Annotated in this window: 11 protein-coding genes; 9 read left to right on the top strand and 2 right to left on the bottom strand. The window is 30.2% G+C overall.

Annotation, left to right across the window (positions count from 1 at the left end; translation table 11 throughout):
* The 9 genes from QM536_03050 to QM536_03010 all read left to right on the top strand — a co-directional run.
* The coding region (locus QM536_03050; protein ID MDI9355987.1) for a hypothetical protein at nt 1-206 on the top strand (206 nt) is incomplete at its 5' end.
* Nucleotides 207-271: 65 nt separating this feature from the next.
* Nucleotides 272-1,171, top strand: a complete 900-nt coding sequence (locus QM536_03045) for a tyrosine-type recombinase/integrase (protein ID MDI9355986.1) — start codon at nt 272-274, stop codon at nt 1,169-1,171.
* A 39-nt stretch (nt 1,172-1,210) separates the two neighbouring features.
* On the top strand, nt 1,211-1,531 hold the full coding sequence (gene raiA, locus QM536_03040; protein ID MDI9355985.1) for a ribosome-associated translation inhibitor RaiA: 321 nt from the start codon (nt 1,211-1,213) through the stop codon (nt 1,529-1,531).
* Between the two features lie 22 nt (nt 1,532-1,553).
* Entirely contained in the window at nt 1,554-2,546 is a 993-nt protein-coding gene (locus tag QM536_03035; protein MDI9355984.1) for a hypothetical protein, read from the top strand.
* 4 nt (nt 2,547-2,550) lie between these two features.
* Nucleotides 2,551-4,338 carry an arginine--tRNA ligase gene (argS, locus tag QM536_03030; GenBank protein MDI9355983.1) on the top strand — a complete coding sequence of 596 codons (1,788 nt, stop codon included), beginning with the start codon at nt 2,551-2,553 and terminating at the stop codon, nt 4,336-4,338.
* Nucleotides 4,339-4,406: 68 nt separating this feature from the next.
* Nucleotides 4,407-4,910 carry an NADH-quinone oxidoreductase subunit J gene (locus tag QM536_03025; protein ID MDI9355982.1) on the top strand — a complete coding sequence of 168 codons (504 nt, stop codon included), beginning with the start codon at nt 4,407-4,409 and terminating at the stop codon, nt 4,908-4,910.
* A gap of 108 nt (nt 4,911-5,018) precedes the next feature.
* Nucleotides 5,019-7,361 carry an N-6 DNA methylase gene (locus QM536_03020; protein ID MDI9355981.1) on the top strand — a complete coding sequence of 781 codons (2,343 nt, stop codon included), beginning with the start codon at nt 5,019-5,021 and terminating at the stop codon, nt 7,359-7,361.
* Nucleotides 7,362-7,365: 4 nt separating this feature from the next.
* Nucleotides 7,366-7,575 (top strand): hypothetical protein, encoded by a 210-nt coding sequence (locus QM536_03015; GenBank protein ID MDI9355980.1) that lies wholly within the window; start codon nt 7,366-7,368, stop codon nt 7,573-7,575.
* 525 nt (nt 7,576-8,100) lie between these two features.
* On the top strand, nt 8,101-10,623 hold the full coding sequence (locus QM536_03010; GenBank protein ID MDI9355979.1) for a cation-translocating P-type ATPase: 2,523 nt from the start codon (nt 8,101-8,103) through the stop codon (nt 10,621-10,623).
* A gap of 344 nt (nt 10,624-10,967) precedes the next feature.
* On the opposite strand, the gene QM536_03005 is transcribed toward QM536_03010, so the two are convergent.
* On the bottom strand, nt 10,968-11,726 hold the full coding sequence (locus QM536_03005; protein ID MDI9355978.1) for a toxin-antitoxin system YwqK family antitoxin: 759 nt from the start codon (nt 11,724-11,726) through the stop codon (nt 10,968-10,970).
* Nucleotides 11,717-12,694 carry a magnesium/cobalt transporter CorA gene (gene corA / locus QM536_03000; GenBank protein ID MDI9355977.1) on the bottom strand — a complete coding sequence of 326 codons (978 nt, stop codon included), beginning with the start codon at nt 12,692-12,694 and terminating at the stop codon, nt 11,717-11,719. The genes QM536_03005 and corA overlap by 10 nt, the downstream gene beginning before the upstream one ends.
* Nucleotides 12,695-12,913: the final 219 nt, after the last annotated feature.

Below are 12,913 nucleotides of genomic sequence, written 5' to 3'. Positions count from 1 at the left end.
AAGAAAAAGAACGAGCAGAAAAAGAAAAAGCACGAGCAGAACAAACAGAAATATATCTGCAACAAGAAAAAGAACGAACAGAACAAGAAAAAAAAATGATAGTAAAAAACTTACTCCTAAAAGGAATGGATAATATATTTATATCAGAAATAACAGGTCTTCCTGTAGAAACTATACAAAAAATACGAGAAACATACTCACTATAACATATATTACTACAACACATTTTTTATTTTTTTAAACCGAAATAGGTACCATTATAATGTATATTATGATAGATTCTTTTTTAAAATATATAGATTCTTTTTTAGAATATATTAGATATGAAAAACGTTATAGTAACCATACAGTCATAGGATATGAAACAGATTTGAGACAATGGGAAGATTTCATAAAAGAAAAACAGTACGGTGCTATAAACGAAATAAATTACACACAGATAAGAGCATGGATAATTGCTTTGCTCAATGACAAAATACAACCATCATCTATAAATAGAAAAATAGCATCACTCAAATCATTTTATAAATATATGCTTACCAGATCCTACATACAAGAAAATCCTACTCTACGCATAAAACCTCTCAAAGAACCAAAAACCTCCCCCTCTTTTGTAAAAGAATCAGAAATAACTTCTCTCCTAGAAAATACAAATTTTGAGGAAACATTCTCTGCCCAAAGAGATAAAATAGTTATAGAGATACTCTATGGAACTGGAATACGAATGAGTGAACTCATCTCTCTCAAAGAAAACAACATAGACATAGAAAAACAACAAATCAAAGTGATGGGAAAAAGAAAAAAAGAGAGAATCATCCCCATAACCCCGCATTTAGCAGAAACTATTAAACAGTTTATCAAAATAAAAAAAGAACAGTTCCCAGTAAAATCTTTTGAATACTTGATAATTACTGATGCAGGTCTCCCTGCATACCCCGTCCTTATTCATAGAATTGTAACGCAGTACGTAAGCGCTTTTAGTAATAGTAGTAAAAAAAGCCCGCACGTGCTGAGGCATACCTATGCTACTCATCTTTTAAACAAAGGGGCAGACATTAACTCTATAAAAGATTTATTAGGACACTCATCCCTTGCCTCTACTCAAATATACACTCATAATTCTTGGGAAAAATTAAAAAAAATATATAAAAAATCACATCCAAAAGCATAATTTATTATACCTCTTATACATTATAAACAAATAAAATCTATGAAAATACAAATCCATGCCGTTCATTTTGATGCAAGTCAACATCTAACGAATTACATTCAAAAAAAAGTAACAAAACTTATTACTTTTTCTGATACCATTATAGACGTAGAGGTTTTTTTGAGGATAGAAAAACCCGAAACACCTCATAATAAAATAGTAGAAATGAAATTGAATATTCCCCAACATCAATGTTTTGCCAAAGAAAAAGCAGAAACTTTCGAAGCCGCTACAGATATTGTAACAGATAAAATAAAAGAGCAAATAAAACGATACAAACAAAAAAAAATAAAAAATACGAACCCAGAAAAAAACACATGAATATAAAATAGGGATATAAAAAATGCTATTTTTAAAAAAAATAAAAAATATTTTTATTGTATGCACAATATTATATAATTACGCCCCAAGTATTTTTGCACAACCCGATAATAGAAACCCTTATGTAGAGATTATCCCTGTATATAAAAATACAGTAAAAAATATTCTAAATATGTTTATAGGGCGTGCTTCCATTGGATATGGGTACATATATAACACCTCTTCTATACTCGGCAGTAGTATATTTTTAAACACATCACTGTCTTTTTATCCTAAAAAAATAATCCCCACAGAAAAATATATTGTACTACAAAAAATGCGATTTGGTATAGGATATGGAATAGAATATCAACTGTTCCCAGATCAAACAATCAAAGATTCTGAAAAATATACTTCTACCCTTTTGGAAACAAAAGAATTTTACATCTATTCAGTATTCAATCAAAAACTATCAGGCGTAATCGGATATAGATTTTATGATGGAAGCCAATATTCTCTTTCTTTGGATATAGAAGGTGGTGCGATTTTTACCAATCTATCCCTTCAAGAAAATTCCTTATCAAAAAATATATCTTTAGAAACGGATATATTAAAAAAATATCCAACAAAACAACATGTGCAGGTTTTGTTCCATCAAATAGGTTCACTCAATACAACATTTTTTTTTTTTAACTTCGGTATTTCTATTGAAAGAAATTTTTCTGAGTATTTTAAAATATTTTTGAAACCATCCCTTGAAATAAATAATGTAAAGAGTGGTGCTATGGCAAAACCCCTCTCTCTTACTTTTTATATCCCTGAATATCAAATAATTCCACAAATCCAACTGGGAGTTTCTTTCATAATACCAGAAGTGGATCGTTGTCCTATCCATAGCTGCAGAGTGCAACTCAAACATACACACGGAAATTACTTATTCAGAGGGCAACCTATTTTTAAATGGCAAAACCCTAAAATAGGACAAAATAACCCTGTTTCATATCCCTATAAAATAAAAAAAAATAAAAAAAAATAAAAAAATGATCTACGAAAATACTCTTACAGACGGCTTAAAACATGCCTTCTCTGTATTATTTCAACAAACAATTTCATCAACAGAAATAACCTGGCAACCTACCCGAAAAGAATTTGCTGGAACCCATACATTTGTACTCTTTCCTTGGGCAAAAAGTGTAAAAAAAAATCCAACAGAACTCGGAAATCTGCTGGGGGAATACTTACAAAATAATAATTACATTATCAAATACAATGTTATAAATGGATTCCTCAACGTAGATATAGATCAAAATATATGGCTTGATACCCTTTTTTTATTTTTTAAAAAAAATATGCATACCTTTTTTTTGAAAAAAAATAAAACAATGGTAATAGAATTTTCTTCTCCTAATACCAACAAACCCCTCCATTTAGGACATCTACGAAATAATTTTTTAGGCGATTCTCTATCACGCATACTCGCTCACTTTGGATATACCGTGCATAAGGTCTGCATAGTAAATGACAGAGGAGTTCATATATGTAAATCCATCCTTGCATACACAAAATTTGGAAACAAAGAAACTCCCGAATCAGAGAATATAAAGGGAGACCATTTAGTCGGAAAATATTACGTCCGATTTGACCAAGAGTATAAAAAAGAAGTAGAATATCTCAAAAAACAAGGCATTGACCCCGAAACTGCTGAAAAAGAATCTCCACTTATGAAAGAAATACATGAAATTCTGCTCCAGTGGGAACAAGGGAACCCACAAATAAGAGAGGTGTGGAAAACTATGAATAATTGGGTTTATGCAGGATTTGATGAGACCTATCAAAAAATAGGGATTACCTTTGATACAATATATTACGAATCCACTACTTATCTATTAGGAAAAGATATAGTGGAAGAGGGACTAAAAAAAAATATCTTTTATACCAAAGCAGATAAATCGATATGGGTAAATTTAGAATCCGATAAATTAGATGAAAAACTTCTCATAAGAGCCGATGGCACTTCCGTTTATATAACCCAAGACCTCGGCACTTGTGATATGAGATATAAAGATTTCCCATTCGATACATCCGTTTACGTAGTAGGAAACGAGCAAGATCATCATTTTCAGGTACTTTTTGCAATCATAAAAAAATTACAAAAACCATATTCAGAAAAATTATACCACATGAGCTATGGAATGGTAGACCTGCCTAGTGGAAAAATGAAAAGCAGAGAAGGCACCGTTGTAGATGCCGATGAACTCATAGATGAAATGATCCTCACCGCTGAAAAGCATACCAAAGAATTAGGAAAAGTAGAAGGAATTTCTGAAGAAGAAGGAAAAAAACTTTATAAAACATTAGGAATAGGAGCATTAAAATTCTTTCTCCTGAAAGTAGACCCCAAAAAAAGAATGCTCTTCAATCCACAAGAATCTGTAGAATTTCATGGAAACACTGCCCCATTTATTCAATATACATACGCAAGAATATCTTCTATTCTCCGAAAAGCAAAGGAATTAAACATGGACTATACTACTTTCAAAAAAGACCAAGTGCCAAGCATAGAACCACAAGAACTCACACTCATAAAAATAATAACTCTTTATGAAGAAAATGTCACACAAGCAGCCAACGACTATAATCCCTCTCTCATAACCCAATACGTATTTGATATAGCAAAAGAATATAATAAGTTTTATGCCGAATATTCTATCTTTCATAATGAGAAAAAAAATGTTATCCTCTTCCGTATTATTCTTTCTGCTACCGTAGGAAAGATTATGAAACATCTTATGGGATTACTCGGAATAGATGTCCCCGAAAAAATGTAAAAATATATCTATCTACAATATGAGAACGCTTATCCTTCATTAGAAAATAACTTCAATCCACTTCTTATATGAACAATCATACCATTCTTTTTTTTTCTGTGCTGATAGAAATTGCTCTTTCTCTTATCTTTATTCTCTGTATCCGAGATATAGTATCGCTCATCTATGCTCTCTTATTGACTCTGATAGGGGTAGCGGTTCTCTATTTTTTATGCGGATATTCATTTATAGGAATGGTGCAGCTCATTATCTATGTGGGAGGGATTCTTGTTTTTATGATATTAGGTGTCTTATTAGATAAGGACTCTACTCCCTCATCTTTTTTTATAAAACCTTCTTTATTATTACAAAAACTTTTTTTCTTACTCTTGTTTTCCTCCATCTTTTTATATTTTTTTGATACCATAAAACTCCCAACTGCCCCTCTCTCTTTTCAAGAAAAATCTTTGCAAACTCTGGGGATGGATATGGTGACAAAACATTCCATTCTCTTTGAAATCATGGGATTGCTACTTTTTATTACTGTGGTAGGAAGTACTGTTATTATTACACTACACGATAAAAAAAAGTAAAATTCAAAAAAAAATATAATTTGTGGAAAATCAAAAATAAATGTTTAAAATTCATGTTTGGTTTATTTTTGTGAAATAATATAATGAAACATGACAAATACGAATAAAATGGCAAACGAAAGAAAAACAGAAAATATAGTCCGTTCACATTTTGAGCAATTTAAAGATATTGTTAGTATAGAAGAACAATCATCTGATAGTTCAAAAATTGATAAATTACTCAAAACTGCATCAAAAAAAGGGAGCGGTAAAGGAAAACCAGAATTTATTATTTCATTCAAAAACAATTCTGATTTACTGATTGTTATTGAATGCAAAGCAGATATTTTAAAACATGAAAGTGCTCATCATGATAAATTTTCCGAGTTTGCAATAGATGGTGTTTTATTATATTCGTCCTATTTATCAAAAGATTTTGATGTATTAGGTATTGCTGTAAGCGGTGAAACAACTCAAAACTTAAAAATTTCTCATTTTTTACATTTAAGAAATGAAAGAAAAGCAACAGAAATTTTTGGGAATAAACTATTGCCTGCACAAAATTATTTAGACGGTTATTTACAAAGTCCCGAAAAATTTAGACAAGATTACAATTCACTTTTAGAATTTACAAAAAAACTAAACGAAAAATTACATACATACAAAATATTAGAAAGTCAAAGAAGTTTACTAATTAGTTGCATTTTGATTGCATTAGAAAATCAAGCGTTTAGAAATTCTTTTATTTCTCATAAAACTACCAAAGAATTAGCAAATTCGTTGGTTCAAACTGTTTCAAATGAATTGGAAAATGCAGATATTTCGGGGAAAAAACTTGATAATTTGAAAATTCAATTCAGTTTTATTAAAACGGATACTTCGCTTTCTACAAAAGAAAATGTATTGAAAGAATTGATTACAGAGATTGACGAAAATGTAAATCAATTTATAAAAACACATGAATTTTTTGATGTACTTGGGCAGTTATACATTGAATTTTTACGCTATGCCAATAGTGATAAAGGTTTGGGAATTGTATTAACGCCACCTCACATAACTGAATTATTTGCAGAACTTGCACAAGTTAATAAAAATTCTATTGCCTTTGATAATTGCACAGGAACAGGTGGATTTTTGATTTCTGCCATGAAAAAAATGATTGAAGACGCAAAAGGCGACCAAAATAAAATTAAAGAAATAAAGAAATCGCAACTCATTGGCGTTGAATATCAGGCACATATTTTTGCATTGGCAGTTTCAAATATGTATATTCATCAAGACGGAAAAACAAATATTATTAATGGAAGTTGTTTTGATGAAGAAATTATTGCAGCAGTAAAAGCAAAAAAACCGACAGTCGGTTTTTTAAATCCACCTTATAAGGGTGATAAAAAAAATGATATTGAAGAATTAGAATTTGTATTTAATAATTTAGAATGTTTAGTTGATGGCGGAACCTGTGTAGCAATAGTGCCAATGAGTAGTTCAATAGCAATAAGTGGTAAAGGTTTGTTAATGAAAAAAAAGTTAATGGAAAATCATACTTTGGAGGCAGTTTTATCAATGCCAAATGATTTATTTATTGATTCAGATGTAGGAACTGTAACCTGTATAATGATTTTTAAAGCACACAAACCGCACCCCAAAAATAAAAAAACATTTTTTGGATATTTTAAAGATGATGGTTTTGAAAAAAGAAGAAAAGGAAGAATTGACAAAGAAGGACAATGGAACAGCATAAAAGAAAATTGGTTAACTGCATTTATTAATCGTGATGATGTTCCAAATTTAAGTATAAATAAAGAAGTTACTGCAATAGACGAGTGGTGTCCAGAGGCGTATTTAAAAACAGATTTTAAAGTTATAACCAAACCACATTTTATAAAAAATTTAAAAGAATATTGTATATACTTGTTTAACAATAATTTATCAAAGGAAATTTCAATAAATTCACTGTTTAATCAGAATATTGATTTAGATTTTAATAAATTTACAGTTTATAAAGTAAACTATTTTTTTAATATTTATTCAGGTAGCGACAAACCAAAACCAGATGAATCCAAACATTGGGGAGGTGAAATAATTAATTCTGTTGAAAATCAAACAACAAACAATGGAATAAAGGAAAAAATTGAATTTAAAGAAGATGATAAAATTTTTGAAAATTTTATTTCTATTGTTTCCATTGGAGAAGGTGGAAAAGCATTTTATCAACCAGAGAGATGCGCTTGTTTTACTCGTGTGAAATCTCTAATTCCAAAAGCCGAGTTTTCTGAAAATTTTAACAAATATATTTTTCTATTTTTTGTAACTTTGCTCGATTTGGAAAGATACAGATATGGATACGGCAGAGTTTTGAGCAAAGAACGATTGTCTGAAACAGAAATATGTGTTCCTACAATAAATAACAATCCGGATTGGGATTTTATGGAAAATTTTATTAAATCTTTACCTTATTCAAGTTCAATTTAAAAATATGATAAACGAAACAATTTTACAAGATATTTCAAAAGCAATTGAAACAGGTTTTGTAATAGCATTTAAAGATGTTAAAAAATCTGATATTCCTTATTTTGAATTAAAAAGAATAGCAAAAGCAATTTCTGATGGATACGCCGAAGGTGAAATAATTATTGATACTGAAAATTCAGATAAAAACGGTTATTGGAAAATTTATTTTGAATAAAATTTTTTCGGCAAACGACCACGTAGAAAAACTCGCACCCAATTTTAAAATGAATAAATATATCGAAATGTTTATTGTAACAATTTTGAATTTAGAACAATATCGTTACAATTATGGTAGAAAGTGTAGCAAACAAGAATGAAACAAATAAGTATAAAATTACCTGAAAAAGATGGCGAACCGGATTTTGAATTTATGGGGAAATTTATTAAATCATTATCATATTCGGGTTCAATTTGATATGATACATTAAATGCACCTAACATATAATAGTCGATAATTGCCGGCTTTCGTGCGAACTTGATACTTTGTGCAAGAAGGGGGCATTTGTGAGAAAACGGACATTTGTGCCTTGAAACCCCACAAAAAAAGCAACGCCACCAATAATTTTTCGTTATGCACCATTAAACTTCAAACAATGCAAGTGTTTAACATTCTACGTTTTACGTATTGTACTGCTTTTATCTTTTCCTTATTGGATTGGCAACCCTAACAAAATTACATAAATAAATACTATCTTTGAAAATGTCAGCAAATCATTTCAACATATTAGGGTTAACAAACGAGAAGGTTATACTTGCGAGGAAAAAATTTGGAAAAAATAAGTTAGATTATAAAAAAGAAAATAATTTCTTAGACACCGTAAAACGTATTAGCAAAGACCCAATGATGGTTTTATTGTTGGTGGCTTCTTCCATTTATTTTATCAGTGGAAAAACAGGTGACGGAATTTTTCTTGCCGTTGCCATTGTATTTCAAACTTCTATTTCATTATATCAATATTCTAGGAGCAAGAATGCATTAGAAAAACTGAAAGATTTTTCACAACCTAATTGCAAAGTTATTCGCAATGGAAAAGTAGAAGAAATTAAAAGTGAATATTTGGTTGTTGGAGATAGCATGATAGTGGAAGAAGGTACATCTATAAGTGCTGATGGCATTATCATTCAATCAAATGATTTTTCAGTCAATGAATCTATACTTACAGGTGAATCATTTGCTGTTTTTAAGGATAAAACCAAAGAAGATAAATTTGTTTACAGAGGAACAACTGTTGCAAGTGGTTTAGCTATTGCGACAATAACATCTACTGGCAACCAAACCAATTTAGGTAAAATTGGAACAAGTTTAGAAGGTATTAGTGAAGAAAAAACTCCTTTGGAAATTCAAATTGCAAACTTTGTAAAGAATATGGCAATTGCAGGTGCTGTGGTTTTTGTAATTGTTTGGGCAATTAATTATTTACATTCTCAAGATCTGCTGACCAGTTTATTGCAATCCCTTACTTTAGCTATGAGCATTTTACCCGAAGAAATTCCTGTGGCTTTTACCACTTTTATGGCATTGGGCGCATGGCGTTTAATGAAAATGGGCATTGTGGTAAAGCAAATGAAAACCGTAGAAACTTTGGGTAGTGCCACGGTTATTTGTACCGACAAAACAGGAACAATTACCGAAAACAAAATGAGTTTGGCAAAAATATTTATTTTGAAAAGCAATAAAATATTTAATTCCAACGACAACTTGAATGAAGAAGAAAAAGAACTTATAAAAATTGCAATGTTTGCAAGTGAACCTATTCCATTTGACCCAATGGAACTTGCGTTACATCAAACCTATATTAATCATCATCAAACAGATGAAAGGAAAAATTACATACTTGTACACGAATACCCGTTGAGTGGCAAACCGCCTATGATGACACATATATTTCAAGATAAAAAAGGAAATAGAATAATAGCAACCAAAGGTGCACCTGAAGCATTAATAAAGGTATCGACATTAAGCCCCGCTGAAATTCAACAAATATATAATGCCATTCATCAACTAACAAATGATGGATTTAGAGTGCTGGGTGTTGGTATATCGGGTTTGGAAGGAGAAAATTATCCCCAAAAACAACAAGATTTGCCATTTGAATTTAAAGGCATTGTTGCCTTTTACGACCCTCCAAAAAAAAACATTCAAAAAGTTTTACAAAATTTTTATGCCGCAGGCATTGCCGTAAAAATTATAACAGGTGATAATACAGCGACTACTGTAGCTATTGCAAAACAAATTGGATTTAAAGATTACGAGAAAACTATTACAGGCGATGAGTTAATGAAATTAAATGATAATGAATTAAAACATTGCGTTATGAATACATCTATTTTTACCCGTATGTTTCCCGAAGCCAAACTAAAAATAATTAATGCTTTAAAATCTAATAATCAAATAGTAGCCATGACAGGCGATGGTGTGAATGATGGACCAGCCTTGAAAGCAGCACATATTGGTATTGCAATGGGCAAAAAAGGAACAGAAATAGCTAAGCAAGCCGCATCGTTGATTTTATTGGAAGATGATTTGTCTAAAATGGTTCATGCGGTAGCAATGGGCAGAAAAATTTATACCAACCTCAAAAAGGCAATTCAATACATAATATCCATTCACATCTCTATAATCTTAACGGTCTTTATTCCTTTAGCTTTAGGATGGATTTATCCCAATATATTTTCACCCATCCACATTCTATTTTTAGAAATAATAATGGGACCAACCTGTTCTATTATTTATGAAAATGAACCGATGGAGAAAAATACGATGTTGCAGAAACCTAAGGCATTGACAACTACTTTCTTTAATTGGAAGGAACTTTCTACAAGCATTATACAAGGGTTAGTGATAGCCGCAGGAATTTTATGTGTTTACCAGCTTTCTGTTATGAATGGTTATGATGAAGCATTGACTAGGACAATGACTTTTACAGTTTTAATAGCCTCAAATATCTTCTTGACTTTAATAAATCGTTCTTTTTATTATTCCATATTTACCACATTATTTTATAAGAATACTATGGTTTTATTTATCATTTTTATAACCATAGCTATTGTAGGACTTTTACTTTATGTAAAACCTTTGACAGTTTTTTTTGAATTTGAGGCATTGAATTCCACTCAATTATCAACTTGTATTGCAATTGGTTTCATTTCAGTAATTTGGTTTGAAATTATAAAATTGATTAAAAGAACAAAAATAAATACAGACAAAAAGGGCAGCAGATAGCATGGTGCGGCAGAAGTGCTGAATTGAGCATTTGGAATTCTATTGAATTTTAATTCTAAAAATCCCCTCATACCAATCTTTTTCCTTTAGCAATTATCAAAAAAATAACAAATTGATAAAACTCTCACGTTGAGTATGCCCCAAAAATCTTTTTTGATACACTCGTAATTTTGTAAAATTTGATTATCGAGAGGTTTAAAATGCAATATTTCTATAAAAAAGAATTTTTAGACATTCTCTTTCATTACAAAAAAATATTCCAAAAAATGAATAAAATTTAAAAATTAAGAGCCTTCTTGCAGACACTATATACTTTTTGAATACAGTTTTTTTATTTTGCTCTGTTATTTTATTGTTTTTTCAGATATAAGTTTTCCATCGAGAGAGTATGTTTTATAAATTCGCTTTTTATCTACCAAAAAGGATTCTGACTTTTTATTTCCATTAGGATAATAGAGTATATAATCCCCATTTTGTTCCCCATTTATATACAGAATTTCTGATTTTTTAATTCCATTTTGATAGAAAGATTCAGTCATTCCTTCTTGTATTCCGTTTTTATAGGGGATACTTTGTTTAAGATTGCCATTTTCATAAAATTCTTTCACACATCCTTTGGGAGTTCCTTTTTCAAAAACACTATATGTCTTTATTTTAGTGGAATCTTCGTAATAAGTAATAATTTCTCCGTGCAGAGTATCATTTACAAAAGATGCTTTTTGCAATATTCCTCCGTATTCATAAAAAATATATGTCTGTCCTTGCTTTTTACCATTTGCATAGAAAGTTTTTCTTTGTAGTTTTCCATTATCATAGTAATTGGTGAACAGACCATTTTTTTTGCCACGGGTATAGTTTCCTATAAGAATACTCTTTCCATTTTTATGAAACAGGGTATAGATTCCTTCTATATCCGTGCTATCATCGGTGGCGATGGAGTATTCTTCTTTTTTCAAAGGAGGATTTTCTATATCAGCTGGGTAATAAGTTATTACTTTTTTTTGACTATATCCATAATAAGAGGAGGATAATAGAAAATAAAAAATGAATATTTTTGCTTTGAACAAAGGAGGGGGACTAGAGGATACATTGCTTAGAACCATTTCATTTTTTTCATAAAGAGAAACGAAGCAAAAGCAAATGCTCCCATAATAAAGCATAAAAGATAGAAAGCGGAGCTATCGTGTATATAAGGGATAAAATCAAAATTCATTCCATAAATACCCGTTATAAAAGTAAGGGGGATAAATATACCTGATAAGATGGTAAGTGCTTTCATAATGCGGTTCGTTTCGTTATTGAGGTTGGCATTATTGAGGTCCATAAGGTCTTTCAGAATATCTCGTGCTGTATTGAAGTGAGAAATAATATGGTCTAAATCATTGGATATATCTGTAAAATAATTTACAGATGTTTTATTAATAAATGAGACGGCTTCTATCCTAAATTTATTGACGGCATCCCGAGTGGGCAAAGTATATTTTCTTAATATATTTATTTCTTTTTTTATTTCCATTATACTTTCTACTGCCTTTGGAGTATGAGGATTTTGGACTAAATTATTCTCAATTCTTTCCATTTTATCGCGTAGATGCTCCATAGTAGAAAAGTAATGGGAAACAATGCTATTGAGAATTTGGTAAAAAAGGTAGTCGGCTTTGTATTTTCGGGTTAATCCTTTTCCTATTGATATTCTTTCTCTGAGTATTTCAAAAACATCCCCTTCTAAACCTTCTTGAAAAGTAATAATGGTATTATTGCCTATAACAATGCTTAAATGTTCTACTTCTATTGTTTCTGTTGCTGCATTATAGGAAAGCATTTTTACGGTAAAGAAAATATGGTTTTGAAATTGTTCATACCGAGGAAGGTGGTCTAAATTGAGTATATCTTCTACAATAAGAGGGTGTATATCAAAAAAATTAGCGGCTTCTTCCACAACTTCTTTTTTGGTAGTTTCTATGTCTATCCAATTTACAAAATCAGGTTTTATAAGATTAAATGCTTCCATTGGGGAGATAGAAGAAAAAGATTTGTGGTCTTTTTCATTGTACTGGATTAACGATATCATAATTATATATAATAAAGTGGACTGGTTATTGTAAGTAATATATTTTTAATAGCAATAGGTTATATTTTTTACTTTTTCATAAAACTAAAAATTATAAAGAATAGTAAAGAATTGCATTTTTATAGTGATAAAATAGATTCATTTATGATTATTTTCATATGATTTTTCACTTAAAACTTCATTTGTTTCTATAATACTCACAAAAAGAAATAGGAGCGT

This window comes from Chitinophagaceae bacterium (assembly GCA_030053935.1).
Classification (GTDB): Bacteria; Bacteroidota; Bacteroidia; order Cytophagales; family JASGCU01; genus JASGCU01.
The sequence above is the reverse complement of the archived record's forward strand: the minus strand, read 5'-3'. Positions and strand labels throughout refer to the sequence as shown.

Coding starts and splice junctions, on each gene's coding strand:
- QM536_03045 (MDI9355986.1), top strand. CDS start 272: ATGATAGATTCTTTTTTAAAATATATAGATTCTTTTTTAGAATATATT.
- raiA (MDI9355985.1), top strand. CDS start 1,211: ATGAAAATACAAATCCATGCCGTTCATTTTGATGCAAGTCAACATCTA.
- QM536_03035 (MDI9355984.1), top strand. CDS start 1,554: ATGCTATTTTTAAAAAAAATAAAAAATATTTTTATTGTATGCACAATA.
- argS (MDI9355983.1), top strand. CDS start 2,551: ATGATCTACGAAAATACTCTTACAGACGGCTTAAAACATGCCTTCTCT.
- QM536_03025 (MDI9355982.1), top strand. CDS start 4,407: ATGAACAATCATACCATTCTTTTTTTTTCTGTGCTGATAGAAATTGCT.
- QM536_03020 (MDI9355981.1), top strand. CDS start 5,019: ATGGCAAACGAAAGAAAAACAGAAAATATAGTCCGTTCACATTTTGAG.
- QM536_03015 (MDI9355980.1), top strand. CDS start 7,366: ATGATAAACGAAACAATTTTACAAGATATTTCAAAAGCAATTGAAACA.
- QM536_03010 (MDI9355979.1), top strand. CDS start 8,101: ATGTCAGCAAATCATTTCAACATATTAGGGTTAACAAACGAGAAGGTT.
- QM536_03005 (MDI9355978.1), bottom strand. CDS start 11,726: ATGGTTCTAAGCAATGTATCCTCTAGTCCCCCTCCTTTGTTCAAAGCA.
- corA (MDI9355977.1), bottom strand. CDS start 12,694: ATGATATCGTTAATCCAGTACAATGAAAAAGACCACAAATCTTTTTCT.